Origin of the sequence: Streptomyces sp. NPDC008086, from assembly GCF_042957325.1 — a bacterium.
Classification (GTDB): Bacteria; Actinomycetota; Actinomycetes; order Streptomycetales; family Streptomycetaceae; genus Streptomyces.
Map to the genome: position 1 here is coordinate 234,754 of NZ_JBIBIA010000002.1, position 25,899 is coordinate 260,652.

24 protein-coding genes are annotated in these 25,899 nt (G+C 70.6%); 8 read left to right on the forward strand and 16 right to left on the reverse strand.

The window, feature by feature from the left end; all coding sequences use genetic code 11:
* Positions 1-38: 38 nt before the first annotated feature.
* The 11 genes from kynU to ACFZBP_RS07070 form a co-directional block, all read right to left on the reverse strand.
* Positions 39-1,322 (reverse strand): kynureninase, encoded by a 1,284-nt coding sequence (gene kynU / locus ACFZBP_RS07020; RefSeq protein WP_391410697.1) that lies wholly within the window; start codon positions 1,320-1,322, stop codon positions 39-41.
* A complete protein-coding gene (locus ACFZBP_RS07025) occupies positions 1,315-2,142 on the reverse strand; it encodes a tryptophan 2,3-dioxygenase family protein (RefSeq protein WP_391410699.1) in 828 nt (275 codons plus the stop codon). Before ACFZBP_RS07025 ends, kynU begins: the two co-directional genes overlap by 8 nt.
* 164 nt (positions 2,143-2,306) lie before the next feature.
* Entirely contained in the window at positions 2,307-2,720 is a 414-nt protein-coding gene (locus tag ACFZBP_RS07030; protein ID WP_391410701.1) for a DUF3151 family protein, read from the reverse strand.
* 360 nt (positions 2,721-3,080) lie between these two features.
* Entirely contained in the window at positions 3,081-4,571 is a 1,491-nt protein-coding gene (locus ACFZBP_RS07035) for a DHA2 family efflux MFS transporter permease subunit (RefSeq protein ID WP_391410703.1), read from the reverse strand.
* Positions 4,572-4,647: 76 nt separating this feature from the next.
* The gene (gene fbaA / locus ACFZBP_RS07040) at positions 4,648-5,670 is read right to left on the reverse strand and encodes a class II fructose-bisphosphate aldolase (RefSeq protein ID WP_383456421.1); all 1,023 of its coding nucleotides are present in this window, start codon (positions 5,668-5,670) and stop codon (positions 4,648-4,650) included.
* 139 nt (positions 5,671-5,809) lie between these two features.
* Positions 5,810-6,358, reverse strand: coding sequence for an orotate phosphoribosyltransferase (pyrE, locus tag ACFZBP_RS07045; protein ID WP_383456419.1), 549 nt, complete (start codon positions 6,356-6,358; stop codon positions 5,810-5,812).
* Between the two features lie 10 nt (positions 6,359-6,368).
* Positions 6,369-7,166 (reverse strand): aldose 1-epimerase, encoded by a 798-nt coding sequence (locus ACFZBP_RS07050; RefSeq protein ID WP_391410706.1) that lies wholly within the window; start codon positions 7,164-7,166, stop codon positions 6,369-6,371.
* 277 nt (positions 7,167-7,443) lie between these two features.
* A complete protein-coding gene (locus tag ACFZBP_RS07055) occupies positions 7,444-8,295 on the reverse strand; it encodes an SRPBCC domain-containing protein (protein WP_391410708.1) in 852 nt (283 codons plus the stop codon).
* Between the two features lie 82 nt (positions 8,296-8,377).
* Positions 8,378-10,048, reverse strand: a complete 1,671-nt coding sequence (locus ACFZBP_RS07060; protein ID WP_391410710.1) for a polyamine aminopropyltransferase — start codon at positions 10,046-10,048, stop codon at positions 8,378-8,380.
* Positions 10,049-10,123: 75 nt separating this feature from the next.
* On the reverse strand, positions 10,124-10,672 hold the full coding sequence (locus ACFZBP_RS07065; RefSeq protein ID WP_391410712.1) for a DUF2617 family protein: 549 nt from the start codon (positions 10,670-10,672) through the stop codon (positions 10,124-10,126).
* A gap of 347 nt (positions 10,673-11,019) precedes the next feature.
* Positions 11,020-11,286 (reverse strand): hypothetical protein, encoded by a 267-nt coding sequence (locus ACFZBP_RS07070; RefSeq protein ID WP_391410714.1) that lies wholly within the window; start codon positions 11,284-11,286, stop codon positions 11,020-11,022.
* A 140-nt stretch (positions 11,287-11,426) separates the two neighbouring features.
* Between ACFZBP_RS07070 and ACFZBP_RS07075 the strand changes: the two genes are divergently transcribed.
* Positions 11,427-12,617 (forward strand): pyridoxal phosphate-dependent aminotransferase, encoded by a 1,191-nt coding sequence (locus ACFZBP_RS07075; protein WP_391410716.1) that lies wholly within the window; start codon positions 11,427-11,429, stop codon positions 12,615-12,617.
* Between the two features lie 80 nt (positions 12,618-12,697).
* Here the strand turns inward: ACFZBP_RS07075 and ACFZBP_RS07080 are convergent, their stop codons facing one another.
* Positions 12,698-13,225, reverse strand: coding sequence for a YbjN domain-containing protein (locus ACFZBP_RS07080; RefSeq protein WP_234764989.1), 528 nt, complete (start codon positions 13,223-13,225; stop codon positions 12,698-12,700).
* Between the two features lie 148 nt (positions 13,226-13,373).
* On the opposite strand from ACFZBP_RS07080, the gene ACFZBP_RS07085 reads away from it, so the two are divergent.
* The gene (locus ACFZBP_RS07085; RefSeq protein WP_383456403.1) at positions 13,374-13,508 is read left to right on the forward strand and encodes a hypothetical protein; all 135 of its coding nucleotides are present in this window, start codon (positions 13,374-13,376) and stop codon (positions 13,506-13,508) included.
* A gap of 33 nt (positions 13,509-13,541) precedes the next feature.
* On the opposite strand, the gene clpB is transcribed toward ACFZBP_RS07085, so the two are convergent.
* Complete coding sequence (gene clpB, locus ACFZBP_RS07090; protein ID WP_383456400.1) at positions 13,542-16,139, reverse strand: ATP-dependent chaperone ClpB; 2,598 nt, start codon at positions 16,137-16,139, stop codon at positions 13,542-13,544.
* A 165-nt stretch (positions 16,140-16,304) separates the two neighbouring features.
* On the opposite strand from clpB, the gene ACFZBP_RS07095 reads away from it, so the two are divergent.
* The gene (locus tag ACFZBP_RS07095; RefSeq protein WP_391410720.1) at positions 16,305-16,718 is read left to right on the forward strand and encodes a TIGR03618 family F420-dependent PPOX class oxidoreductase; all 414 of its coding nucleotides are present in this window, start codon (positions 16,305-16,307) and stop codon (positions 16,716-16,718) included.
* 215 nt (positions 16,719-16,933) lie between these two features.
* Here the strand turns inward: ACFZBP_RS07095 and ACFZBP_RS07100 are convergent, their stop codons facing one another.
* Entirely contained in the window at positions 16,934-17,269 is a 336-nt protein-coding gene (locus tag ACFZBP_RS07100; protein WP_383456390.1) for a hypothetical protein, read from the reverse strand.
* A gap of 325 nt (positions 17,270-17,594) precedes the next feature.
* On the opposite strand from ACFZBP_RS07100, the gene ACFZBP_RS07105 reads away from it, so the two are divergent.
* Both ACFZBP_RS07105 and ACFZBP_RS07110 read left to right on the forward strand, forming a co-directional pair.
* Complete coding sequence (locus ACFZBP_RS07105; RefSeq protein WP_391410723.1) at positions 17,595-18,581, forward strand: helix-turn-helix transcriptional regulator; 987 nt, start codon at positions 17,595-17,597, stop codon at positions 18,579-18,581.
* The gene (locus ACFZBP_RS07110) at positions 18,578-19,573 is read left to right on the forward strand and encodes a LuxR C-terminal-related transcriptional regulator (protein ID WP_391410725.1); all 996 of its coding nucleotides are present in this window, start codon (positions 18,578-18,580) and stop codon (positions 19,571-19,573) included. Before ACFZBP_RS07105 ends, ACFZBP_RS07110 begins: the two co-directional genes overlap by 4 nt.
* Here ACFZBP_RS07110 and ACFZBP_RS07115 read toward each other — a convergent pair.
* The gene (locus tag ACFZBP_RS07115; protein WP_391410727.1) at positions 19,536-20,582 is read right to left on the reverse strand and encodes a LuxR C-terminal-related transcriptional regulator; all 1,047 of its coding nucleotides are present in this window, start codon (positions 20,580-20,582) and stop codon (positions 19,536-19,538) included. The two genes, ACFZBP_RS07110 and ACFZBP_RS07115, sit on opposite strands and share 38 nt — an antisense overlap.
* Before the next feature lie 623 nt (positions 20,583-21,205).
* Between ACFZBP_RS07115 and ACFZBP_RS07120 the strand changes: the two genes are divergently transcribed.
* Genes ACFZBP_RS07120 through ACFZBP_RS07130 form a run of 3 tightly spaced genes read left to right on the forward strand, consistent with a single transcriptional unit; the run spans position 21,206 to position 24,535 of the window.
* Positions 21,206-22,750 (forward strand): circularly permuted type 2 ATP-grasp protein, encoded by a 1,545-nt coding sequence (locus ACFZBP_RS07120; protein WP_383456376.1) that lies wholly within the window; start codon positions 21,206-21,208, stop codon positions 22,748-22,750.
* Positions 22,747-23,679 carry an alpha-E domain-containing protein gene (locus ACFZBP_RS07125; protein ID WP_391410729.1) on the forward strand — a complete coding sequence of 311 codons (933 nt, stop codon included), beginning with the start codon at positions 22,747-22,749 and terminating at the stop codon, positions 23,677-23,679. Before ACFZBP_RS07120 ends, ACFZBP_RS07125 begins: the two co-directional genes overlap by 4 nt.
* A 13-nt stretch (positions 23,680-23,692) precedes the next feature.
* Positions 23,693-24,535 carry a transglutaminase N-terminal domain-containing protein gene (locus ACFZBP_RS07130; RefSeq protein ID WP_383456518.1) on the forward strand — a complete coding sequence of 281 codons (843 nt, stop codon included), beginning with the start codon at positions 23,693-23,695 and terminating at the stop codon, positions 24,533-24,535.
* Between the two features lie 62 nt (positions 24,536-24,597).
* On the opposite strand, the gene ACFZBP_RS07135 is transcribed toward ACFZBP_RS07130, so the two are convergent.
* Entirely contained in the window at positions 24,598-25,731 is a 1,134-nt protein-coding gene (locus ACFZBP_RS07135) for a substrate-binding domain-containing protein (RefSeq protein ID WP_391410731.1), read from the reverse strand.
* Positions 25,732-25,899 lie beyond the last annotated feature (168 nt).

Below are 25,899 nucleotides of genomic sequence, written 5' to 3' on the forward strand. Positions count from 1 at the left end.
CACCGCCCCGGCCTCCGCCACCGACGGCCGCACGAGGGCTACGGCACCCGTGCGGCCACCACCCGCGCCAGCACCCGAGCCGCCCGCTCCACGTCCGCGAACCCGACGTACAGCGGCGTGAACCCGAAGCGCAGCACGTCCGGGCGGCGGAAGTCGCCCACCACACCACGCTCGACCAGCGCCTTCATCACGTCCCCGGCGCCCTCGCACCTGAGCGCCACCTGGCTGCCGCGCTCCCCGTGGGCCACCGGAGTCACCGACTCCACGCGCCCCTCGGGGACATAGGCCGCGACGCACTCCAGGAAGAAGTCCGTCAGCGCGAGCGACTTGGCCCGTACCGCCTCGATCGACACCCCGTCCCAGACCTCCAGCGCGGCCTCCAGGGCCAGCATGGAGAGGATGTCCGGCGTGCCGACGCGACCGCGCGGCGCGCCGTCGGCCGGGGTGAAGTCGCCGCGCATGCCGAACGGGTCGGCGTGCGAGTTCCAGCCGGGCAGCGGCGAGTCGAAGCGGTCCTGGAGGTCCCGGCGTACGTACAGGTACGCCGGTGAACCCGGCCCGCCGTTCAGGTACTTGTACGTGCAGCCGACCGCCAGGTCGACCCCGTGCTCGTCCAGGCCGACCGGCAGCGCGCCCGCGCTGTGGCAGAGGTCCCAGACGGCGTACGCCCCCGCCGCGTGCACCGCGGCCGTGAGGGAGGGCAGGTCGTGCAGCCTGCCGGTGCGGTAGTCGACGTGGTTCAGCAGGACGGCGGCCGTACGGTCGCTCAGCGCGGCCGGCACCTCGGCGGGCGTCACGGGGCGCAGCGTACGGCCGGTCAGGCGCGCCGCCGACTCGGCGATGTACCCGTCCGTGGGGAAGGTGGTCGCGTCGACGAGGATCTCGTCCCGGCCGGGACCGGAGGCCTCCACGGATTCGGCCATCCGGACGGCCGCCACAAGTGCCTTGAAGACGTTGACACTTGTCGAGTCGCCGACCACGATCTGGCCCGGCGCCGCGCCGACCAGCGGGGCGATCCGGTCGCCGATCCGCTCGGGCGCGGTCCACCAGCCGCTCTCGTCCCAGGACCGGATCCGCAGCCGGCCCCACTGCCGCAGGACAACGTCCTCGACCCGGCCCGGCACGTTCGCCGGGAGGGCGCCCAGCGAGTTGCCGTCGAGGTAGACGAACTCGTCGAGCACGAACTCCGCGCGCTTGGCGGCGAGTTCGTCCGACGCGTCCAGCTTCTCCGCCTTGACGGCGAGTTCCGCGAACACCGGCCCGGAGCCTGCCTTGACCCCTTCCGCGACCTGTGCCCCGACCCCTTCTCCGAACTCAGACATGGGACCTCGCCGTCCACAGCTCCGGGAAGACGTTCTTCCGCGCCCGCTTCTCCAGCCAGGCCACCCCGGCCGAGCCGCCCGTGCCGGACTTGGCGCCCATCGCGCGCCGGGTGGCGACCAGGTGGTCGTTGCGCCAGCGCCAGACCAGTTCGGCGACGTCGGTCAACGCCTCGCCGAGGCGGGTGAGTTCGGAGTTCTGGTCACCGGAGTAGATGTCGGTCCACACGGCCTCCACCGCGTCCGACGGCTCGTACCGCTGGGAGACGTCGCGCGTCAGCACGCTCCGCGGGACCGGGCAGCCGCGCCGGGCGAGGAAGCGCAGCACCTCGTCGTAGAGGCTCGGCTCGTGCAGGGCCTTCTCCAGTTCCGCGTGGACGCGCGGGGCGCCGCGGTGCGGGACCAGCATGGACGCGGACTTCTCGGCGAGCAGGAACTCCATCCGGCGGTACATCGCGGACTGGAAGCCGGAGCCCTCGCCGAGGGCGCTGCGGTACGCGTTGAACTGGGCCGGCGTGAGCTGGCCGAGGGGCTTCCAGGAGGCGTTCAGGGCGTCCAGTTCCCGTACGGAACGCTTCAGGGCGTCGATCGCCACGGCCGGCCGGTCCTCGCGCAGCGCCCGCGCCGCGGTCTCCCACTCGTGGACGATGACCGTGAACCACAGCTCCATCACCTGGGTCGTGACCAGGAAGACCATCTCTCCGGGGTCGTCGGAGAGGGTGTGCTGGAGGTGGGTGAGCACGTCCGCCTTGACGTAGTCCTCGTACGGCGTCGTACCCGCGAAGTCGAGATTGGGAGCCTCGAACTCCTGAGGCTGGGACATCGCTGTCTCCTGTGTAACTCCGGGTAGCGGTCCGCCCTGCCGTTATCGACAAAGGGGCCCCGGTCCCCACCCGGCATCCTCAGGTATCTCCCCCCGCATCGCAAGGCCCGCCTGGGTCACACGGCGGGCCTCACGTGGGGGCTGTCTGTCGCGCCGGGCGGGGCCTAGCCCAGGGTCTGGGCCGCCGTCGGCGAGGAGTCCTTCAGGAACTGCGTGCAGCGCTCGTACTCCTGCTGCTCGCCGATGGAGCCGGCGGCGCGGGCGAGGGCGTGCAGGGCGCGCAGGAAGCCGCGGTTCGGCTCGTGCTCCCAGGGGACCGGGCCGTGGCCCTTCCAGCCGCTGCGGCGCAGGGCGTCCAGGCCGCGGTGGTAGCCCGTGCGGGCGTATGCGTACGACTCCACGACGCTGCCGCGCTCGAACGCCTCGTCGGCCAGCTGGGCCCAGGCCAGGGAGGAGGTGGGGTACTTCGCGGCGACGTCCGCGGGGGCCGTGCCGCCGGCGAGGAGCTCGCGCGGCTCCGGGTCGTCGGGGAGGTGGGTCGGGGGCGGGCCCCCGAGAAGGTTTTCGTGAATGGCCATGGCCCAAGTGTGGGCCATGGCCCCGGCACCGCGCACAGTCCCTCGCCCCCGCCGCCCCTACCCGTCCCATCCCCAGGGGCTCCGCCCCTTCGACCCCGGCCGGTCGTCCTTCGGGTGCGGGCCGGGGGGGGCTGGTCGCGCCCACGCGGCGGAGCCGCATATCGACACAGCCCCGCGCCCCTTTCTGGGGCTCCGCCCCAGAACCCGCTCCTCAAACGCCGGAGGGGCTGGATTTGCCGGGCCTGGATCTTTCAGCCCGTCCGGCGTTCGAGGACGAGGCCCGGAGGGCCGACAGCGGGGGTCTGGGGGCGCAGCCCCCAGGGATGGGACGGGTAGGGCGGCGGGGGCGAGGGGAACCGGCTAGGCGGGGCCGTCCTCCTCCACGGTCAACCGCCCCCTCCCCCGCACCCCCTCCAACGGCGGAGCCGTGATCGAGCCGTGGTGGAGGCATTCCGGTTTGCGGCAGTCCGGCGGGAGGGGACGCACCGTCGCGAAGGCGACCACGGCACCGACCACGAGGGTCCCCGCACACCACACCATCGCCCGCCCGAACGAGTCGTCGAAGGCGCCCGGCGACCGATACGCCTCCTCCCCCATCCCGGCGAGCAACGGCAGCGCGGCCACCGCGACCAGCCCCGCCGCCCGGGCCGCCGCGTTGTTGACCCCGCTGGCCAGCCCCGCACGGGCGGTGTCGACGGAGGCGAGCACGGTGGCTGTCAGAGGAGCCACCAGGGTGACCATGCCGAGCCCGAGAACGAGCAGGGCGGGAAGGACGTCGAGGAGGTACGAGGCGTCGGGACCGACCCGCAGCATCAGCAGCATCCCGGCCGCACACAGCAGCGGCCCCACCGTCAGCGGGATCCGGGGCCCGATCCGGTCGGCTAGGGCACCCGAACGGGCCGAGAACAGCAGCATCAGCGCGGTCGTCGGCAGCAGGGCCGTACCGGCGCCGAGCGCGGAGTAGCCGACGACGACCTGGAGCTGGAGGGCGGCGAGGAAGAAGAAGCCGCCGAAGGCCGCGTAGACGCAGAGGGTGACGAGGTTGACCGCCGTGAACTGCCGGGACCTGAAGATGTCCAGCGGCATCATCGGGTCGGGACGACGGTGCTCGACGTACACGAACGCGACCCCGGCCACCACACCCCCCACCGCGGCGAGGGCCACGACCAGCGAACCCGACCGGGCCTCGATCAGCGCGTACGTCACCAGGGCGAGCGACAGCGCGCCGAGGGCCGCGCCGAGCACGTCGAAGCGGGCCCCGTGGGCACGGCCGTCCCCCGACTCCGGGACATGCCGCACGGCGACGGGTACGCACACCAGCGCCACCGGGACATTGAGCAGGAACACCCAGCGCCAGCCCGGCCCGTCCACCAGCCAGCCGCCCACGAACGGGCCCACCGCGGCGCCGATGCCCCCGAAACCGGACCACAGGCCGACGGCCCGCCCCCGGTCGTCGGGGTGGAAGGACGCCTGGATGAGCGCCAGCGAGCCCGGCGTGAGCAGCGCCCCGCCGATGCCCTGGAGCGCCCTGGCCGCGATGAGGACCCCGGCGTTCGGGGCGATCCCGCACAGCAGTGAGGCCACGGCGAACCACACCACGCCCACCACGAAGATCCGACGCCGCCCGTACCGGTCCCCCAGCGAGCCGCCGAGCAGGATCAGCCCGGCCAGCGTGAGCATGTACGCGTTGACCGTCCACTGGAGCGCCGCGAGGTCGGCGTCCAGGTCCTCGCCGATACGCGGGAGGGCGACGTTGACGACGGTCGAGTCCAGCATCGCCATGCTGGACCCGAGGACGGTGGTGAGCAGGATCCACTTGCCCTGCGGTGAGGCCAGCCGGACGTCGGGCATGCCCCCAGGTATACAGCGAGCCCGCCGCCGTAGACAGGCGACGGGCTCACCGAACACGTACGGTGAATGCGTACGGTTACTTGATCTTCGTGCCCGTGGAGCGCAGGTTGCCGCAGGCCTCGGTCACACGCGCGGCCATGGACGCCTCGGCGAGCTTGCCCCAGGTGCGCGGGTCGTAGGTCTTCTTGTTGCCGACCTCGCCGTCGACCTTGAGGACGCCGTCGTAGTTCTGGAACATGTGGGCCGCCACCGGACGCGTGAAGGCGTACTGGGTGTCGGTGTCGATGTTCATCTTGACGACGCCATTCTCCAGCGCGGTCGCGATCTCCTCGGCGGTGGAGCCGGAGCCGCCGTGGAAGACGAAGTCGAACGGGGACGCCTTGCCGTACTTGGCGGCGACGCCCTCGTTGAGCTCCTTCAGCAGCTCGGGGCGCAGGACGACGTTGCCCGGCTTGTAGACGCCGTGGACGTTGCCGAAGGACGCGGCGAGCAGGTAGCGGCCCTTCTCGCCCAGGCCGAGGGCCTCGACGGTGCGGATGGCGTCGTCGACGGTCGTGTACAGCGAGTCGTTGATCTCGTGCGAGACGCCGTCCTCCTCGCCGCCGGTCGGGGTGATCTCGACCTCGAGGATGATCCGCGCGGCGCGGGCGCGCTCCAGCAGCTCCTGCGCGATGGAGAGGTTGTCGGCGAGGGTCTCGGCCGAGCCGTCCCACATGTGCGACTGGAAGAGGGGGTTCTCCCCGCGCGCGACGCGCTCCTCGGACACGGCGAGCAGCGGGCGTACGTACCCGTCGAGCTTGTCCTTCGGGCAGTGGTCGGTGTGCAGGGCGACGGTGATGTCGTACTTCTTGGCGACGATGTGCGCGAACTCGGCGAGGGCGACGGCGCCGGTGACCATGTCCTTGCTGTGCTGGCCGCCGAGGAACTCCGCACCACCCGTGGAGATCTGGATGATGCCGTCGCTCTCCGCCTCCGCGAAGCCGCGCAGGGCCGCGTGCAGGGTCTGGGAGGAGGTCACGTTGATGGCCGGGTAGGCGAACTTGCCTGCCTTCGCCCGGTCGAGCATCTCGTTGTAGACCTCGGGGGTTGCGATGGGCATCTGTCCGCTCCTTGGAGTGTGCGGGTTGACGTACTGCGTACGGCGTTCTTCTTACGGCCCTGACCTAGACCTTGGGGGGGTTGTGACGTCGTCGTCGGGGCCATCTTTCCAGACGAACCGGGATGCTCCGAGTGTCGTCTCAGTCCAGGCCCAGCTCGTCCTTGGAGAACGCGAACAGGTACGGCACTCCGGCGCCCTCCTGGATCTTCTCCGCGGCACCGGTGGCCCGGTCGACGATCGTCGCCACGGCCACGACCTCGGCACCGGCCTCGCGCACGGCCTCGACGGCGGTGAGCGGCGAACCCCCGGTGGTGGAGGTGTCCTCGACGACGAGCACGCGCCGCCCGGCGATGTCCGGCCCCTCGACCCGGCGCTGCATGCCGTGCGCCTTCGCGGCCTTGCGCACCACGAAGGCGTCCAGCCGCCTGCCCCGCGCGGCGGCGGCGTGCAGCATCGCGGCGGCGACGGGGTCGGCGCCCATGGTCAGCCCGCCCACCGCGTCGAACTCCAGCTCCGCCGTCAGATCGAGCAGCACCTGCCCGACGAGCGGAGCGGCCTCCCCGTCAAGGGTGACGCGCCGGAGATCGACGTAGTAGTCGGCCTCCAGCCCCGACGACAGCGTCACCTTCCCATGCACCACGGCCTTGTTCTTGATCTGTTCCAGCAGCTCGCCACGTACGTCAGTCATGCCGCCCAGCTTAGAGGCGCCGCCAGCTCCAGACGGTCGTGGCCTCGAGCGGCTCCAGGGGCGTGACCAGGCGGGGCATGGTGTTGAGCCCGTTGGGCGGCCCGGTCTGCGGCTCGACGCACACGGCGGCCTCCTGCTCGTCGTACACGACCACCCACTCCTCCCGGCTGCTCACCCTCAGCTCCAGCTGCCCCGGCCAGGTGAGCGTGACGTCGACCCCGTCCGGCATCCCGAAACAGTCGTCCCAGGGCCCGGGGAGCGGCGCGATCCGCTCCCCCGTGGGCAGGTGGTCCTCCCCCCGCTCCTCCTGCCACCCGGGCGTGAAGTCGACCCGGACGTCCTGCGCCCCTTCCCCGCCGAGGTTCCGGTTGAACCAGGGGTGCCAGCCGATCTGCGCCGGGAAGGACGTCTCGTACGTCTCGACGGCCATGGTCAGGCTGAGATTGTCCTCCGTGAGCCGCACGACCTGCGTGACCCGGCCGGCGTAGGGCCACGGCTCGACCAGGTCGTACGTGATGACGGCCTCGTCACCGGTGACCCGGGCGACCTTCCAGACGCCGTCGCGCACGGTGCCGTGGATGGCGTGCGGCGGCGCGTTCAACGGCATCTGCCGCACCGCGGCGCCGTCCAGGAACCGCCCGTCCCGAATCCGCCCGCACCAGGGAACCATCGGAAAGCACCCGAACCGCTCTCCCTGCCGCAGCAACTCCCGTCCCGCGACCCGAAGTCCCCCGACCCGCCCACCGTTACCCGGCAGCACGTCCACCTCCGCGTCACCCGCGGTCAGCGTGATGTGTTCGTTACTCACGGCACGACCCTACTGGGCCGATCATCGCCCCCGCCGCCCCTACCCGTCCCATCCCCAGGGGCTCCGCCCCTTCGCCCCCCCCGGGGTCGTTCCTCGGGTGCGGGCCGGTGGGGGCTGGTCGCGCCCACGCGGCGGAGCCGCATATCGGCACAGCCCCGCGCCCCTGAAGGCCTTCAGCCCGTCCGGCGTTTGCGGACGAGGCCCGCAGGGCCGGTCAGGGGGTCTGGGAGCGCAGCCCCCAGGGATGGGACGGGTAGGGGCGGCGGGGGCGGAGAAGTCACCGGCGACGGCGCATCACCCGGCTCACCACGATCGCCGAGGCCAACACCACCGCGGCCGCCGGCGCAGCCCACCGCAACGCCGAACTCGGCACAACCGTCTGCGGCGCGGGAACCGGCGCATACCGCCCCCGCGGCGGCGCATGGTCCACTTCCTCCGCGCTCCGCCCGATCATCGTCCGCCGAGCATGAGCCGCCTCAGCGACAGCAGGCTCCGCGTCACCGGCATCCGCCGGCACCGCGGCATCCTCCGCATCCGGCGTCGTCTCGAAGTCACTGGTGACCCGCGTCTCGAACTCCCCCGGCGCCAAGCCCTCGTCAGCGGTCTCGTCGACAACCTCCCCGGCAGTCCCGTCGGCAGCCCTGTCGGCAGTCCCGTCGGCAGGACTCCCGTCCTCGACGTCACCGTCGTGCTCCTGACCCGCCACGCCCCCCAACTGCTCCCCGAACCGGTTCAGCAGCCGCCCCACAGCCGCCGACACCGCGTCGGCCGAGAACTCCGCGACCCGCCCGTCCGCCGACGCCGACCCCTCGAACCGCACCGTCGCCCCCGAGCCGCCCTCCTCGGCCTCCCGCACCCACACCGTGAGCGCGAGCTTCACCGACCCGGTACCGCGCGCCTCGGTCGCGTCGCCCTCGACGACGTACGACCCGTCCTCCCGCGCGGACACCCGAGCGGCACCCCGATAGGTGATGGTGTGACCGCCGACCCGCACCTTCAGCCGCCCGGCGACGGGCTCGGCACCGGCGTCCTGCTGGAGCCCGGGGACGGCCCGGGCGACCCGTACGGGATCGGCCAGCACCTCCCTGAGCCGCTCGGCCGCAACCGGAACGAACACCTCATGCTCCATGAGGCCCGAGCCTACCCAGCATGGCGAGAAGCGCACCCGAAACATCCGGGGATTCTCACCGACCGCCCCCCCAGCAGCCCGGCTACCCCGAGTACCGCGGATGCACCAGCGTCGAAGCCGCCAGCCCCCCGACCCGCGTCCCCTCCGCCGCCCGCGCCCCCGTCACCAGCCCCTCCCGCGTCAACGTCCCCAGCCGCGGCGCTCCCTCCCCCGCCTCGAGCCGCAGCACCGGCCGCTCCCCCCGGCCGGCCAGGATGAATCCCCAGTCCTCCGGCGTCCGCGTCGGCCCCGCCGAACGGTCGGGCCCCGCCGTGAAGCCGTAGCCGCGCCCTCCCTGACTCCCGCCCGTGCCTCTGACGCTGTACCGGGCGGTGCGCAGCCCCGCGGCGCGCAGCGTGGCGTCGACGGTCCAGAAGACGCGGGGCCGGGAGGAGACCGGCCCGGCGTGCACGGCGAGGCGGCCGGCCGGGGTCAGGGCGCGGCGGGCGAGGCCGTAGAGCTCCTGCGAGTACAGCTTGGTGCTGGCCGTGATGCCGGGGTCGGGCAGGTCGGAGAGGACGACGTCGTACGTCGCCCGTGGTGCCGCGCGCAGCCACTGGAAGGCGTCGCCGGTCATGACGTGGACGCGTTCGTCGTCGTAGGCATGGCCGTTGAGGGTGGCCAGGGGCGGGTCCCGGCGGGCGAGGCGCACCACCTCCGGGTCGACCTCGACGACGTCGACGCGGTGCACCCCGGGGTGGCGCAGGACCTCGCGCAGCGCCAGTCCGTCGCCGCCGCCGAGGATCAGCACGCGACTGTGCTCGCCGCTCATCGCGGGGTGGACCAGCGCCTCGTGGTAGCGGCGTTCGTCGCGGCCGCTGACCCGTAGCCGCCCGTCGAGGAAGAGGTCGAGGGGGCGGCCGTGGGTGCCGCCGGTGATGACGACCTCCTGGAGGTCGGTCTGGACCGCCACGCGTACGTCCCGGCCGTACACGGCGTGCCGGGCGGCTCGTTCGAAGTCGTCGACGAGGACGGCGGCGGAGGCGAGGACGCCGAGGACGGTGATGTTGGCGATGACCAGGAGCCAGCGGGCGCGGCGGGTGAGGTCGCGCCGGAACAGGCCGAGGACGAGCGCGCCGCCGGCGATCGCGTTGACGGCGCCGGTAATCAGGGCCGAGGTCAACTGGCCCAGCAGGGGCAGGAGCAGGAAGGGGAAGGCGAGGCCGCCGACGAGGGCGCCGACGTAGTCCGCGGCGAACAGGTCGGCCACCGCGCCGCCCGCGTCCTGCCGCCGGATGCGCTGGATCAGCTCCATCAGCAGGGGGATCTCGGCGCCGATCAGCAGGCCGATGGTGAGGGAGAAGGCGACGAGGAGACAGCGGGGGCCGTTGGCCCACAGGCCGCCCCAGTCGCCGGTCCAGGCGAAGACGGCGTACAGGGCGAGCGCGCTGCAGCCGCCGACCAGGGCGAGGACGGCCTCGATGGCGCCGAAGCCGGCCGCCGCGTAGGGGCGCAGCCGTTTGGCGACGAGGGAGCCGATGCCCATCGCGAAGACCATGACGGACAGCACGACGGAGGCCTGGGTGACCGAGTCACCGATCAAGTACGCGGCGAGGGCGACGAGTTCGAGTTCGTAGACGAGTCCGCAGGCGGCGCAGACGAAGACGCCCGCGAGGACCAGGAACCGTCCCGTGCCCGGCCGGACCGGGAGCCGCGCGGGGCCGGCCCAGGGTGGCGGGGCACCGGGCGGGGCGGGCGCGTGCGGTTCGATCACGTTGCCGACGGTACGTTACGCCTGGGGCACGCTGGGTCACCCACACGTGTGGTGTTGACGCGGGGAACGTTTGCCTCAGGAGCGCAGAGATCCCGCCCGGCGGCGTGGTGTGGCGACGACCGTCCGTACCCCCACCCTGGTCCGGGTGGCCACCAACTGGCCGTCCTGCGGGTACGCGTGCCAGGTCCGCCAGTGCACCTGTCCCTCGTGATGGTGGGCGAGCATCGCGGTGAAGGCGTGCGGGCTGCCGGGGAAGACCCCGGCGAGGCCGTGCGGGTGGTCGGCGACGAGGGCCAGCAACTCCTGTGCGCGGGCTGCGAACTGACCCGGCAGCAGCATCTCCACGCGGGCCGCGAACTCGTACTCCCAGTCACCCACCCGCTTGGCCACCCCGAGCGGCAGGGGTGTGCTGCTGCCGGGCATACAGGCCACCGTCTCCGAGCAGATGCCGCGCTCCTCCTCCAGAAGCACCTGGTGGGACGCGCCGAGCAGTCGCAACTGAAGCTTCGCGCCGGTCAGTTCGAGGTCGAGCGCGGCCAGCGCGGGCAGCGGTTCCCGCCCCAGGGCCCAGGCGAGGTCGGCCGCGCGCGTGTCGCTGTAGGCGGTGTTCAGGGTCGTGAGCATGGGTCGGCTCCGCAAGCACGCAAAGAAGAGGAGGAAGGTGTCGGTCTCCGGCGGCGCACCCGGCCGACACCGGGTGGGACGGCCCGGTCGGCCCGGCCGGCTGGTCAGAAGGGGTGTCCGCGGGACTCCGAAAGGCTGCGTTGGAGAATTTCACTGAATCATGAACTGTGGCGCCGCCACAGCGTTTTTACCCAAGTTCGTGGGCTTTCCATCCCTCAGAGGGCTTATCAGCTCAACTGTTCAACTCCGGCGTGCGCCGGGGCGCACAAAGCGGGGCCGGTCCCAGGTACCGGCCCCGCTCCCTCCGGATGCGGTTCCCCCTGCTCGGGGAGCTCAGCTGCCCCGTGTCAGCTGCCTCCGCCACCGCATCCGCCTCCGCCCCCGCAGGACGACCCGCCTCCGCAGGACGAGCCCCCACCGCAGGACGAGCTGCTCCCGCAGGACGAGCCCCCACCGCCGGCCCACCAGCTGCCGCCGGACGATCCGCCGCTGTCGTGCGAGTGCGCCCGGCCGCGGCGCGAGTGGCTGACCGGGCCCGCGCTGCGGCGGGCGACGGACACGACGATCACGACGAAAAACAGTGCGACCAGCGCCCCCACGATGACTGTGGCCATGGCGTCAGCCTCCTTCCGTTCCCCCGATGCGGCCCGAGACGTCCCCCCGTGGGCGCCTCCCGCTCGGTGCGTGGGAGGGAGATGCCCCGCCGTCTCACGGGCCAAAGCAGAGTTGAGGAACTCCAGAGCTTGGGCGCAGGATGACCGGCATGACCTCCACCTCCCGCCCCCTGCTCAACCGCCGTCTCGCCGAGTTCGGGACGACGATCTTCGCCGAGATGTCCGCGCTGGCCCTGAGCACCGGGTCCATCAACCTGGGGCAGGGCTTCCCCGACACCGACGGGCCCGAGGAGGTCCGTGAGGCGGCCGTGCGGGCCCTGCGGGACGGGCGTGGCAACCAGTACCCGCCGGGTCCCGGCGTCCCCGAGCTGCGTGCCGCGATCGCCGCGCACCAGGAGCGGCGCTACGGGCTGTCGTACGACGTCGACACCGAGGTCCTGGTCACCGCGGGCGCCACCGAGGCCATCGCGGCGACCCTGCTGGCGCTGCTGGAGCCGGGCGACGAGGTCATCGCCCTGGAGCCGTACTACGACTCCTACGCGGCCTGCATCGCCATGGCGGGCGGCACGCGCGTGCCGGTCACGCTGCGCCCGCACGAGGGGAGCTTCCGCCTCGACCTCGACGAGCTGCGCGACGCCGTCACCGACCGCACCCGGCTGCTGCTGATCAACACCCCGCACAACCCGACCGGCACGGTCCTCACCCGTGCGGAGCTGGCCGCGATCGCCGAGCTGGCCGTCGAGCGGGATCTGCTGGTCGTGACCGACGAGGTGTACGAGCACCTGGTCTTCGACGACGCCGAGCATCTGCCGCTGGCCGGCTTCCCGGGGATGCGGGAGCGGACGGTGACGATCGGGTCGGCGGGCAAGACGTTCTCGTTCACCGGCTGGAAGGTCGGCTGGGTGACCGCGGCGTCCGGCCTGGTCACGGCGGTGCGGTCGGCGAAGCAGTTCCTGACGTACGTCTCCTCGGGGCCGTTCCAGTACGCGGTCGCCGAGGCGCTCGCCCTGCCCGACAGCTACTTCACGGCGTTCCGGGAGGACATGCTGGCCAAGCGTGACCTGCTGGCGGCGGGTCTGACGGAGGCGGGCTTCGAGGTCTTCCGGCCCGCGGGCACCTACTTCATCACCACCGACATCCGCCCCCTCGGCGAGAGCGACGGCTTCGCCTTCTGCCGCGCGCTGCCGGAGCGGGCCGGGGTGGTCGCCATCCCCAACGCGGTCTTCTACGACCACCGGGACGCGGGGGCGCCGTTCGTGCGGTTCGCGTTCTGCAAGCGGACGGAGGTCCTTCAGGAGGCGGTGAAGCGGCTCAAGTCCCTGGCGGGCTGAGCCAGCGGACCGCAACAGGGCCGTTTCGTCCACAGGCTGTGGACGAAACGGCCCTGTGCTGTCGCGGCTGGCGCGCCGCGCTACTCGTCGTCTTCCTCGGGCTTGTCCGCCTCGTTGATCTCCTGCTCCAGGCCGAGCTGCTCGACGAGCCACTTGTCGAACTCGATGGCGGCCCGCACCCAGCTGACCGTCGACGAGACGAAGTGCTCCAGGCTCACGCCGGTGCCGATCAGCATCTGTGCCTCGCCGATCAGGCGGACGGTGCCGTCGTCGTGCGTGTGGCTGTAGACCTTGGGCCACAGGGTCCGGCGGTTCCAGTCGTCGATCGACTCGAGCAGCTGCGGCTTCTCGTCGATCTTGTGGGGCCGGTCGTAGAACGTCCGCACCGAGAAGACCTGCTGGTCGCCCTCGCCGCGGAACATGAAGTACGTACGGAACTGCTCCCACGGCGCCGCGAGGTCACCCTCGTCGTCGACGACGTACTTCAGCTCCATCTGGTCCAGGAGCTGCTTCACGAGGTCCTGATCCGGGACGACGGGGCCGGCCGGCTGTTGCGGCTGCGGCTGCTGGCCCCCGAAGTTCGGAATCGAGGACGGGTCGATGGTCACCGTGATTTTCCCTTCGTACGGATTCAGTCATCCTCCCCCATGCGGGGTGGGGGGTGGCAACCCCAGTCGGCCCTGTCAGCCCTGGGCTGACACGATCCGGTCACCTGCGGATGACGGTGCCATGACCGGCGCGCGGCACGATCGCGACATGCGGATGAGGAGAGAACTGCGGTGGCTGCTGTGGGGCCTGTGGCTGGTGTGTCTGGGGGTCGCCCTCTGGTTCGTCGTGGTGGTGATCATGCTGTGGGCGGACGGGACGCCGCTCGACCGGCTCCAGAACTGACACCGTCCCGCCGCCCCGGCCGGGTACCCCGGATCACAGCGTCTTCCCGCTCGCCGGCCCGACGATCAGACCGTCGCCGAACGCGTCCACCCGGACCGTGTCGCCGTCCTTGACCTCGCCGGCCAGGATCTCCTTGGCCAGACGGTCGCCGATGGCGGTCTGGACGAGGCGGCGCAGGGGGCGGGCGCCGTAGGCCGGGTCGTTGCCCTCGTCGGCGAGCCAGGCCAGGGCCTCGTCGGTGACCTCCAGGGTGAGGCGCCGCTCGGCGAGACGCTTGGCCAGCCGGTCGATCTGGAGCCGCGCGATCCGGCCGAGCTCGTCCTTGCTGAGGGCCGAGAAGACGACCAGGTCGTCGAGCCGGTTGAGGAACTCCGGCTTGAAGGAGGTGCGGACCACCTCCAGCACCTGTTCCTTCTTCTCGGCCTCGCTGGTGACCGGGTCGACCAGGAACTGGCTGCCCAGGTTGGACGTCAGCACCAGGATGGCGTTGCGGAAGTCGACCGTACGGCCCTGACCGTCCGTCAGCCGCCCGTCGTCCAGCACCTGGAGCAGGATGTCGAAGACCTCGGGGTGCGCCTTCTCCACCTCGTCGAGCAGGACGACGCTGTACGGCCTGCGCCGCACCGCCTCCGTGAGCTGGCCGCCCTCCTCGTAGCCGACGTAGCCGGGGGGCGCGCCGACCAGCCGGGCCACGCTGTGCTTCTCGCCGTACTCGGACATGTCGATGCGGACCATCGCCCGCTCGTCGTCGAAGAGGAAGTCGGCGAGGGCCTTGGCGAGTTCGGTCTTGCCGACGCCGGTCGGGCCGAGGAAGAGGAAGGAGCCGGTGGGGCGGTCGGGGTCGGCGATGCCGGCGCGGGTGCGGCGTACGGCGTCGGAGACGGCCTGCACCGCCTCCGACTGGCCGATGAGCCGCTTGCCCAGCTCGTCCTCCATGCGCAGCAGCTTCTGCGTCTCGCCCTCCAGCAGGCGGCCCGCGGGGATGCCGGTCCAGGCGGCCACGGTGTCGGCGATGTCGTCCGAGCCGACCTCCTCCTTGACCATGGTGTCCTTCGCGGCCTCCTCCTCGGCCTGCGAGGCGGCCTCCAGGTCGCGCTCCAGGGTGGGGATCTCGCCGTAGAGCAGCTTGCTGGCGGTGTCGAAGTCGCCGTCGCGCTGGGCGCGTTCGGCCTGGCCGCGCACGTCGTCGAGCCGTTCCTTCAGCTCACCGACGCGGTTGAGGGACTCCTTCTCCTTCTCCCAGCGGGCGGTCAGGCCCCGCAGCTCCTCCTCCTTGTCGGCGAGGTCGCGGCGCAGCTTCTCCAGGCGCTCGCGGGAGGCCGGGTCGGTCTCCTTGCCGATGGCCAGCTCCTCCATCTTCAGCCGGTCGACCGACCGCTGGAGTTCGTCGATCTCGACGGGCGAGGAGTCGATCTCCATGCGGAGCCGGGAGGCGGCCTCGTCGACGAGGTCGATGGCCTTGTCGGGGAGGAAGCGGGAGGTGATGTACCGGTCGGAGAGGGTGGCCGCGGCGACCAGCGCGCTGTCGGCGATCTGCACCTTGTGGTGGGCCTCGTAGCGCCCCTTGAGCCCGCGGAGGATGGCGATGGTGTCCTCTACGGTCGGCTCGGCGACCAGGACCTGCTGGAAGCGCCGCTCCAGGGCGGGGTCCTTCTCGATCCGCTCGCGGTACTCGTCGAGGGTGGTGGCGCCGACCATGCGCAGCTCGCCGCGCGCGAGCATCGGCTTGAGCATGTTCCCGGCGTCCATGGCGGAGTCGCCGCCCGCGCCGGCGCCCACGACGGTGTGCAGCTCGTCGATGAAGGTGATGATCTGCCCGTCGGAGTCCTTGATCTCCGCGAGCACGGTCTTCAGCCGCTCCTCGAACTCACCGCGGTACTTGGCGCCGGCGACCATGGCGCCCAGGTCGAGCGCGACGAGCCGCTTGTCCTTGAGGGACTCGGGCACGTCCCCCTTGACGATGCGCTGGGCGAGCCCTTCGACGACGGCGGTCTTGCCGACGCCCGGCTCGCCGATGAGGACCGGGTTGTTCTTGGTGCGGCGGGAGAGCACCTGCACGACCCGCCGGATCTCCTGGTCCCGCCCGATGACGGGATCGAGCTTGCCCTCCCGCGCGGCCGCGGTGAAGTCCGTCCCGAACTTCTCCAGCGCCTTGTACTGCCCCTCGGGGTCGGCGGTGGTCACCCGGCGCGCGCCGCGTGCCTTCTGGAAGGCGTCCAGCAGCTTCTTCGAGGTGGCCCCCTGCTGGGCGAGCACCTCACCGGCGCGTCCGCCCTTGGCCGCGATGCCGATGAGCAGGTGCTCGGTGGAGAGGTACTCGTCCCCGAGCTCCTTGGCCCGCGCCTGGGCGTCCGCGATCACGGCGAGCAGCTCGCGGTTGGGCTGCGGGGGCGCGACGGTGGACCCGGTCACGCTGGGCAGCGCGGCCAGCGCCTTCTCCGCGCCGGCCCGGACGGAGGCCTGGTCGGCGTCGACGGCCGCCAGCAGATCGATGACGTTCTCGTTGTCCTGCCCCTGGAGCAGAGCGAGGAGCAGATGGGCGGGGGTGAGGTCCGCGTGGCCCTCGGTCAGGGCCCGGTTGCTGGCCGCGTTGATCGCGTCCCGGCTCCTGTTGGTCAGCTCGGCGTCCACGTTGGCGTTCTCCTCCTGGCGTCAGCGTCTCCCAGTACTGACTGAGTCAGCGTACACAAAGTTGAGTCTATTCCGCTCAAGTCAGCTCCAGGGTAGTCGTGGGAGGCGTACGGCGGCCAGGGGGTGCTGTGCAGGCCCCTCAAGCACCCCCTAGGGTTCCGGGGCATGGCCGCACACCCCCAGGACCCGGGCGCGCCGGACGCGCCGTACCTCACCTTCTGGCAGGAGAAGCACGTCTGCACCCTGACGACCCTGCGCCCGGACGGCACCCCGCACGTCGTACCCGTCGGCGTCACATACGACCCGGAGGCCCGACTGGCTCGGGTGATCACGAGCAAGTCGAGCGCGAAGGTACGCCATGTACTGGCCGCCGGCCCCGACGGGGCCCGGGTCGCGGTCTGCCAGATGGAAGGCCGCCGCTGGGCGACCCTGGAGGGCCGCGCGACCATCCGGACCGAGCCGGAACAGGTCGCGGACGCGGAGCGACGGTACGCGGAGCGGTACGGACGCACCCCGAGGCCGAACCCCGAGCGGGTGGTCATCGAGATCGCGCTGACCCGGGCGATGGGACGGGGGTGACATGAAGGGGGCTGACGCCGAGGGGACGCGGCCGGATCCGGGGCAACCGTCCCCCGGACGGCCGAATACCGGGCAACCGGTTTTGGCCACGGCCGCAAAGGGTGGATACGGGGAAATGTCCGCGCAAAACTGCAGCGGCGTCACCGTGTTCAGGTCACGGTGACGCCGCTGCGGGGGGAAGCGCCTGAGCGATCTGTTACGACGGGGGAATCGCGTCAGGCACTGCGGGGGGTGGCTGAGACTGTCCTTGGGGCCGGGGCCTCCGGTTCCACCAGGCGGTGGTCGCGCTGATCGAGGTTGACGAAGATCATTCCGTACCGGATGGCACACCGAACGGGCTGCGGCGCCCCCCGAGGCCGCCGCAGACACCGGTACGCCCGGACGTCCTCGTCGTCGTCCCGCGTGACGACGACCGGCTCGCCGAAGACGGTCACCATCAGCGAGTCACCGGGGTGGGGGATCGCGGTGACCAGGTCGATGAAGTGCCAGCCGGAGCGGTAGGCGGTGGCCATTTCTCTTCGGAAGGAGCGGTCGTCGGGTGGGGTGGTCACGTCAGCTCCATGCGCTGTCATCGTTGACTACGGCGCCGTTGCTTGTCGTCGCACCCTCGGCCGTCAACGACCAAGCACTATCCGCTCGAACGTCACCCTTCGCACCGGAGAGGCCACTCAGCGATCCGAAGGCCACAACGGCGGAGAAGGCGGCGACAAGCACCGAGCGAAGCATTCTCTTACGCATAGTCGGCTTCGTCCTCACTTGAAGGTCCCCTCTTCCCCCGTCGAGATAAGACGATGGCTCATTCAGGCACGTCATGGCCACACAATCGATGCATCATGTTCCTGCACGTTCAGGACCCTGGGGGGTGGAGATTTGGGAATGAATCGGACTAAAGCGATACATCCCCACGCTGCTACGGAGCTGTGTGAGGAAGGTCGCCGTCTCTATGCGAACGCCCTCCGCACGGGACATATCGCGCGCACGGACGTGGAGCCCGCCCCCTGTCTCATGGAGTTCGCCCTCCTGCAGCCCGATCCCGATGACGCGAACCTGCTGCGTCCGGTTCCGCCATCGGTCGCTCTGGCCCAGCGGCTCAATCCCATAGAACGCGAGATCACGGAACGCAGGCAGTTGTCGATCGAGCTGGCCACTGCTTTCGAGCCGTTCATGGCCCTCAGCGCCCAGGTGACGGCGTCCACGCATTCGATCACCGTTCTGGAGGGGCTCGACCGCATCAACGAAGCACTCGGCCTGGCGACGGCGCAGTGCCAGAACGAGATGCTCACGGTCCAGCCGGCCCATCGCCATCCGGAGCGCAGGCTCGTGGAAGCCCTGGAGCGCGACAGGCCGCTGATCGAACGGGGCGTACGCATCCGGACCCTCTATCAGCACACAGCCAGGTACAGCCCCGAGAGGCTCGCCTGGGTAGATCAGTTCACCGACGGCAAGGTGGAGTACCGCACCATCGACGAGCTCGTCGAGCGCCTCATCATCTGTGACGAGACCGTCGCCTTCATCCCCATACGGGACGACCGGCAGGTGGCCCTGGAACTGCGGCACCCCGGGCTCGTCACTTACTTGATCAAGGTGTTCGAGTTCATGTGGAGCCGTGCCGTCCCCTTGACTGCCGGCGCGCCCTACGAAACCGCGCCCGACGGCATCACGGACATCCAACACTCCATCGCCAAACTCCTGGTGGAAGGTCATGTCGACGAAGCCATCGCGCGCCGCCTGGGCATGAACGTCCGTACCTGCCGAGCCCACATAGCCAAGCTGGCTCTGGCCCTGGGCAGCGGCAGCCGCGCGCAACTCGGCTACCTCATAGCCCAGTCGGGGATCTTGGAAAAGGATCACACGCCGACATGAGGGGACAGCCACACGTGCCCGAGGGGCACACCCATGGACTGGAGGAACTGTGCGAGGCAGGTAAGAACCTCTACGCCCAGGCTCTGCGTGAAGGGCGCGTGCGTACGAAGGATGCCAACGACGTCTCGTGCCTTGCTGACCTCGGGTTGGTGCAACCCATGGTCGAGGACCTGGATTGGTCGGAGCCTGTATCGCCCGCTCTCGCCCAGCATCGGCTGCTGCAAGCTTCCGCGCAAAGGATTGCGAACGAGCGACAGCGAGAGGAGAAGCTGGCGGAGATCTTCGCCCCTCTCATGCGGTTCGACGGCCAAAGGTCGTTGGATGTGAACAGCCCGGCGATCAGAGTACTCACCAAGGAGCAGATCAACCCGACCATCAATGAGGCCATGGCCACGTCAGGGGAAATGCTCTGCATCCAGCCCAACCTTCCTGACGGCGACCCCCGTGCCCAGGCAGCTCGCGCCATCGCTATGGACCGGGACCAGGCCTTGCTCGACCGCGGCGGCCGCATCCGCACCCTCTACCAGCACACGCAACGTCACGTGCCGTACGTCGTCGCCCGCTACGAACAGCTCGAAGGCGACCTCGAGGCCCGCACCCTCAACGAGGTCACCGACCGCCTCATCGTCCTCGACAGGTGCGTCGCCTTCATCCCGGTCAGCAACGCCCCCGCAGTCGCGCTGGAGATCCGCCACCCTGCTCTGGTCTCATTCTTCGTCACCGTCTTCGACCGTCTGTGGCGCCTGGCCACACCCATGTACCCCGAAGCAGTCCAGCCACCATCTCTGAACGGCGTCACCCCTCGTCAGCGAGCCATCGCCGGCCTCCTCGTCGAAGGCCACACCGACGCCGCCATCGCCGACCGCCTCGGTCTGAACATCCGCACCGCCCGCGCCCACATCGCCAAACTCGCCGCCACCCTCGGCAGCGACAGCCGCGCCCAGCTCGGCTACCTCATCGGACAGTCCGGGATCCTTGATCAGGCAGGGTGAGTGACGGCTGCTGGGGGACGTCGGCGGGGCGGGGTGGTCTGTCCAGGCCTGCCTGGGCGATGCGGACGCCCAGTTGCGTACGGCTGGCCGCGCCCAGGGTCTCCGAGAGTCGGGCGATGTGGGCCCGGCAGGTGCGGACGCTTATGCCGAGCCGTTCCGCGATCACCGCGTCCTGGTGGCCCTCCGCCAGCAGCGCGGCGATGGACTGCTCGCGGTGGGAGATGCCTTCGATACCGGTGTCGGGGAGGGGAGCCGTGAGCGGGATCGCGAGGCGCCAGAAGCGTTCGAACACCGTCAGCAGGTAGTGGACGAGTGCCGGGTGGCGCAGTTCCAGCGCCATCGTGCGGTCCGCGTTCGCGGGGACGAAGGCGACCGTGCGGTCGAAGACGATCAGCCGGTCGATGACCTCGTCCAGCGTGCGCGCCTCCACCGAATCACCCATCAGCTCCAGGTAGTTGAGCAGGCCCTGGCCGTGGCGCGCCACGTGCGTGTACAGGTCGCGCATCCGCACCCCGCGTCCGCGCAGTTCCAGGGCCCGGTGCAGGCCCTCCGTCAGCTCGTGCTCCGGGCGGATGCCGCCGGGCTGCACGGTCAGCACCTCCGTGACGCACGCCTGGGTCGCCTCGTCCAGCGCCGCCTGGATGCGGGCGGAACCGTCCAGCACCCGGATCGCCGCGCCCTCCGCGCCGGCGGCCGTCCGCAGCGCGCCGAGCCCCGCGTACCACTCGAACGCGGCCACCGCCGACCCCATCCGCCGCTGGCTCGCGCTGACCTCGTCGTACACGCCGCGCAGCAGTCGCGTCATGACCTCCTGCGGGGAGGTCGGGACCAGCCAGTCCATGTCGTCGGGGTCGGGGTGCAGCAGTGCCAGTTCCAGCAGACAGGGCACCGGCTCGGCATCGTCACGCGCCACTCGGCCCCGCCGTACGGCCCGGGAATACACGCGATCCCCGGCCTCGCACAGCCGGTCGGCGCCATGTGGATGCTCGTCCCTTCCGCGCTCAGCCATCTCTCACCCCCGGCTACCGTCCCTGTGCTGCACCCGATCCGTCGTTACCCCTGTACGGCACACCCACAGCACCAACGGCCAACTGCCCGACTTCCGCAGCGCAACTATGCGCAGAGGGGCCCACCCTCGCAACACGACACGGGGTCCGGGTCCGCACGGTACGCACAACTCGGCGAGCCAAAAGAGGTCAGATATGCAGGCTTATGCACCTTTTAACCCCCCTCCGCTTTAGGCATGTTCATCATCATGAGGCTACCTGTCCGTGTGCACGACATGCATTGCGGATCAAGTGGTGGCACGCAGAAGCTCCACGAGCAAGCCGCACGTTCCTTGCAGTAAAGGCACGGGGGAGGGGGAACACGATCCCAGGCGCGCAGTCGACCCATACCGCCAGAACGCTGTTCCGTTCCGCGCCGGCGCGACTCTGTCAGCTGTCAGGTTGCGGCCGCGCAGAACGTGATCAGCGCTGCACTTGAAAACCGGGCAGCTCTCTCGTCATGGTTCCGCCAGTTGGCCGGCCAGGGACTCGCGTGAAAGTACCCCCGGAGGCCCCCCTTCCGCGTGCCACCTCCCGGAAATCCTCCAGTGATCACGCCGTTACACACCCCACTTACCGTCAGGCCATGGCGGACATATTTGACGCGTACGCGTTGGCCGACGCGTGGGACGAGATGTTTGAACGGCCGGGTGAGGTCAGGGCCGCCTATGAGCCAGTGCTGGCTGCACTTCAGCCGATCGAGCCGAGTGAACTGCGCTTCCGGGCCGACCAGATGGCCCGGGCGTTCACCGACAGGGGCGTGACGTACGCCTTCGCGGGCGAGGAGCGGCCCTGGCCGCTGGACCTGGTGCCCAGGATCCTCGACGCACTCGAATGGGATCTCATACGACGCGGGGTGCGGCAGCGGGTGCGCGCCCTTGAGGCGTACCTCGCCGACGCCTACGGGCCCGCCCGTGCCTTCGAGGACGGCGTCGTGCCCTGGCGGCTGCTGCTCAACTCCCCCCACTTCCACAGAGCGGCCCATGGGGTCGAGCCACCGGGCGGGGTGCGGATTCATGTCGCCGGGATCGACCTCGTACGGGACGAGGCCGGGGACTTCCGGGTACTTGAAGACAATGTGCGGGTGCCCAGCGGCGTCTCGTACGTCATCGAGAACCGGCGTGCCATGACCCGGATCTTCCCCTCCCTCTTCGCCGAGCAGCATGTGCTGCCCGTCGACGGGTACGCCCAGCGGCTGCTCGCGGCCCTGCGCGCCGCCGCGCCCGACGGGGCCGACGATCCGCGTGTCGTCGTCCTCACCCCCGGGCCCAGCAACGCCGCCTACTTCGAGCACGCCCTGCTGGCCCGGCTGATGGGTGTGCAGCTCGTCGAGGGGCACGACCTCGTGTGCCGCAACAACCGGGTGTGGATGCGGACGACGCGCGGAGAGGTGCCGGTTCATGTCGTATACCGGCGGCTCGACGACGACTTCCTCGATCCCCTCCACTTCCGCCCGGACTCGGTGATCGGCTGCCCGGGCATCATGGGCGCCGCCATGGCGGGCACCGTCACACTCGCGAATGCCGTGGGGAACGGGATCGCCGACGACAAGCTCCTCTACACATACGTCCCGGACCTCATCCGGTACTACCTCGGCGAGGAGCCGATCCTCCCGAACGTCGAGTCCTACCGGCCTGACGAGCCGGGGCAGTTGGATGCCGTCCTCGACCAGATCGAGCAGCTCGTCATCAAGCCCGTCGACGGCGCCGGCGGCCAGGGCATCGTCATCGGACCCAGGGCCGACCGCGAGACGATCGAACGCACTCGCAAAGCCGTCATCGCCGACCCGCGCGGCTTCATCGCCCAGCGGCCCGTCGCCCTGTCCACCTCCCCCACCCTCGCGGGCGAGCGCATGGCACCGCGCCACATCGATCTGCGGCCCTTCGCCGTCAACGACGGCAACGATGTCTGGGTGCTGCCCGGCGGCCTCACCCGCGTCGCCCTCCAGGAGGGCAACCTGATCGTCAACTCCAGCCAGGGCGGCGGCTCCAAGGACACCTGGGTGCTGGCCGAGGGGCCGACCGAGTCGCCCGAACCGCTGAGCGCCGGCGATCCGCTCGCCGTCGCGCCGCGTCAGCTCGGACCCGACGGCACCCCCACCGTCGTACAGGAAGGGGCGCAGCAGCAGTGAACGACGTGATCCTCTCCCGTATCGCCGAGGCCCTGACCTGGACCGGACGGTACGTCGAGCGCGCCGACGCCACCGGCCGCATCCTCGACGCCTACCTCCACCGCATGCTGGAGGACCCCTGGCGCGACGAGGACCTGGCCTGCCGGTCGTTGTACGCGATCCTCGGCATGGAGGCCGGCGCCGCGGCCGTCGATATGCAGCAGGTCCTCGACCAGCTGGCGTTCGACGCCCGCTCGACGGGCTCGATCGAGGGCGCCCTCGGCGCTGCCCGGCTGAACGCGCGCAGCGCCCGCGAGGCGGTGTCGTCGGAGATGTGGGAGTGCCTCAACTCCACCTGGCACGCCCTCGCCGACCAGCGGCTCGCGGCCCGGCGGACAGGCCCGTACGCGTATCTGGAGCTGGTGCGCAGGCGAGCGGCGCTGTTCTTCGGGCTCGCCGACTCCACCATGAGCCGGGACGACAGTTGGCGGTTCGTGGTGCTCGGCCGCAGTCTGGAACGGGTGGACATGACCGTACGGTTGCTGTCGGTGCGGGTGCTGGACGCCGCGCACGCACCCGACTGGACGACCCTGCTGAGCGCGTCCGGCGCGGACGAGGCGTACGCTCGCGTGTACGGCGGTTTCGGTGACACGCCAAGGGTGGCGGAGTTCCTGCTGCTGGACCGCGACTTCCCGCGTTCGGCGCTGCACGCGCTGACCACCGCGGAGGAGTGTCTCACGGCGCTGGGCCGCCCCCGCCAGGACCCGGCGCGCCGCCCGATCGGCCGGATGCGCACCCGCCTCGAATACCTGGACACACACGCCCTGGAGGACCAACTGCCCCTGCTCCTGCAGGGCTTGCAGCAGGCCTGCCTGGCCTCGATGGACGCGGTGGCCGACCGGTTCTTCCCGTACCAGGGGCCCGTCGAGTGGGCCCAGGAAGGAGCGTGAGATGACCGCCCAGGTGACTCGCCGTCTCCGTATCAAGCACACCACGCGCGTCTCGTACGCTCAGCCTGCCGCATCCTCGCACAACGAGGTCCGGATGACCCCGCTGACGCTGCCCGGCCAGACCACCCTGGACGCCCGGGTCACCGTCAGCCCGGCGGCCACCACCTGGGCGTACTGGGACTACTGGGGCACCCAGGTCACCGGTTTCGACCTGATGGACCCGCACGCCGACCTGACCATCACGGCCTCCAGCCTGGTGGAGACCCATCCGCCGGGTCCGCTCCCGCAGGCGCCCACCTGGCGGGTCCTGGCCGAGGAGGTGGCGTCCTCCCGGCTGCTGGAGTTCGCCGGCCCGACCTCCCGTACGGACGTCCCCGACCCGCTCCTCGAAAGGGCGCGGGAAGCGGCGGCGGGTCTCGATCCGCACGAGACCGCCCTCGCGGTGTCGACGCTGGTCGCCGACCGGGTGGCGTACCTCCCCGGCACCACGAGCGTGAACACGTCCGCCGCCGAGGCCTGGGAGCAGTGCGCGGGCGTCTGCCAGGACATCACCCACCTCACGATCGCGCTGCTGCGGGGAGTGGGACTGCCCGCGCGCTACGTCTCCGGCTACCTCCACCCCGAGCGGGAGGCGGAGCTGCACCTGCCCGTCGCGGGGCAGAGCCATGCCTGGATCGAGTACTGGGCGGGCGACTGGTGCGGCTACGACCCCACCAACCGGACGCGGGCCGACGAGTCCCATGTCGTGGTCGGCCGCGGCCGGGACTATGACGACGTCACACCGCACAAGGGGATCTACCGGGGGGTGCCGGGCGGTCCGCCGGAGGTGACGGTGGAGTTCACGCGGGTGGCTTGAACGGTCCAGGGCCCGCCGCTCTCGCGAGAGCGGCGGGCCCTGCTTGCTCCCTTGCCTGCTCCCTACTTGCTGAGGCCGATCTGCGAGCACGCCACCTTGTACTTGGTCGTGCAGATCTCCGACAGCTTGTAGATCCCGTCGGCGACGACGGTCTGCTTGATGTTCTTCTGGGTCAGCGCGACCACGGGGACCAGCAGCGCCGGGACGCCCTTGTCGGTCGGGCTGTCGACCTGGTCCTGGGTGAGGGAGTCGAACTGGATGTCGTGTCCCTGGACCTTGGCCACGGCCATCTCCGCGGCGCTCTCGGCCTCCTGGGGGTACGACTTGTACACGCTCATGTACTGCTCGCCGGCCACGATCCGCTGGACCGCGTCGAGTTCGGCGTCCTGACCGGTGATCGGCGGCAGCTCGGTGACGCCCGCGGCCTCCAGGGCCTTGATGATGCCGCCGGCCATGCCGTCGTTGGCGGAATAGACGCCCTTGATGTTGTTGACGCCGACGTCCTCGATGGCCTGGGCCATGTTGGCCTCGGCATTCTCCGGCTTCCAGTCCTTGGTGTCGTAGGACTTGGCTATGCCGACCGTGCCCTTGAGCTCGGAGAGCGCGCCGGCCTTGAACTGCTTGGCGTTCGGGTCGGTGGGCGAGCCGTTCATCATCACGATCTTGTCGGACGAGTCGACGGACGAGCCGCCCATGGCCTCCAGCAGCGAGCGGCCCTGGACCTCGCCGACCAGTTCGTTGTCGAAGGAGACGTAGGCGTCGATCGGACCCTCGGCCAGCCGGTCGTAGGCGATGACCGGAATCCCGGCGTCCTTGGCCTTCTTGACGCCGGAGGCGATGGCGTGCGCGTCGACGGCGTCCAGCAGGATCACGTCGACCTGGTCGTTGATCATCTGCTGGAGCTGGCTCGCCTGCTTCGTGGCGTCCGCGTCGGCGTTCTTGTAGACGACCCGGCCCTGCTTGTCGGTGAGCTCCAGGACCTTGTTCCGGATGATGGGGAAGTCGAACTTGTCGTAGCGCGTGTTCGCCGTCTCCGGCAGCAGCAGCCCCACGGTGATGTCGTCGCCCTTGGTCGGGCTCGCCTCACTGCTGCCCCCGGTGACGCCCAGTGCCCCGCACGCGGCCAGCGAGAGGGTCATCGTGGACGCGGCGGCCACCGCGGTGGCGGTACGGCGCAGGGGGCGCAAGGGACGCATACAGGAGCTCACTTCTGGTGCCTTCGGGACACGGGCGCGCCATTGCGCCCAGATGTCTGAAAAGACAACGCGCCGACAACCCCCACCGTCAAGCGGAACTACTTAACGAGTGCGCAACACCACGCTCCGCTGCAATGTAAAGACATGACGGAACGTCTCCAAACGCCC

What these genes read in the sequence shown, in the direction of transcription:
- kynU (WP_391410697.1), bottom strand. Translation starts at nt 1,322, where the DNA reads ATGTCTGAGTTCGGAGAAGGGGTCGGGGCACAGGTCGCGGAAGGGGTC.
- ACFZBP_RS07025 (WP_391410699.1), bottom strand. Translation starts at nt 2,142, where the DNA reads ATGTCCCAGCCTCAGGAGTTCGAGGCTCCCAATCTCGACTTCGCGGGT.
- ACFZBP_RS07030 (WP_391410701.1), bottom strand. Translation starts at nt 2,720, where the DNA reads ATGGCCATTCACGAAAACCTTCTCGGGGGCCCGCCCCCGACCCACCTC.
- ACFZBP_RS07035 (WP_391410703.1), bottom strand. Translation starts at nt 4,571, where the DNA reads ATGCCCGACGTCCGGCTGGCCTCACCGCAGGGCAAGTGGATCCTGCTC.
- fbaA (WP_383456421.1), bottom strand. Translation starts at nt 5,670, where the DNA reads ATGCCCATCGCAACCCCCGAGGTCTACAACGAGATGCTCGACCGGGCG.
- pyrE (WP_383456419.1), bottom strand. Translation starts at nt 6,358, where the DNA reads ATGACTGACGTACGTGGCGAGCTGCTGGAACAGATCAAGAACAAGGCC.
- ACFZBP_RS07055 (WP_391410708.1), bottom strand. Translation starts at nt 8,295, where the DNA reads ATGGAGCATGAGGTGTTCGTTCCGGTTGCGGCCGAGCGGCTCAGGGAG.
- ACFZBP_RS07065 (WP_391410712.1), bottom strand. Translation starts at nt 10,672, where the DNA reads ATGCTCACGACCCTGAACACCGCCTACAGCGACACGCGCGCGGCCGAC.
- ACFZBP_RS07070 (WP_391410714.1), bottom strand. Translation starts at nt 11,286, where the DNA reads ATGGCCACAGTCATCGTGGGGGCGCTGGTCGCACTGTTTTTCGTCGTG.
- ACFZBP_RS07075 (WP_391410716.1), top strand. Translation starts at nt 11,427, where the DNA reads ATGACCGGCATGACCTCCACCTCCCGCCCCCTGCTCAACCGCCGTCTC.
- ACFZBP_RS07085 (WP_383456403.1), top strand. Translation starts at nt 13,374, where the DNA reads ATGCGGATGAGGAGAGAACTGCGGTGGCTGCTGTGGGGCCTGTGGCTG.
- ACFZBP_RS07095 (WP_391410720.1), top strand. Translation starts at nt 16,305, where the DNA reads ATGGCCGCACACCCCCAGGACCCGGGCGCGCCGGACGCGCCGTACCTC.
- ACFZBP_RS07105 (WP_391410723.1), top strand. Translation starts at nt 17,595, where the DNA reads ATGAATCGGACTAAAGCGATACATCCCCACGCTGCTACGGAGCTGTGT.
- ACFZBP_RS07110 (WP_391410725.1), top strand. Translation starts at nt 18,578, where the DNA reads ATGAGGGGACAGCCACACGTGCCCGAGGGGCACACCCATGGACTGGAG.
- ACFZBP_RS07115 (WP_391410727.1), bottom strand. Translation starts at nt 20,582, where the DNA reads ATGGCTGAGCGCGGAAGGGACGAGCATCCACATGGCGCCGACCGGCTG.
- ACFZBP_RS07120 (WP_383456376.1), top strand. Translation starts at nt 21,206, where the DNA reads ATGGCGGACATATTTGACGCGTACGCGTTGGCCGACGCGTGGGACGAG.
- ACFZBP_RS07135 (WP_391410731.1), bottom strand. Translation starts at nt 25,731, where the DNA reads ATGCGTCCCTTGCGCCCCCTGCGCCGTACCGCCACCGCGGTGGCCGCC.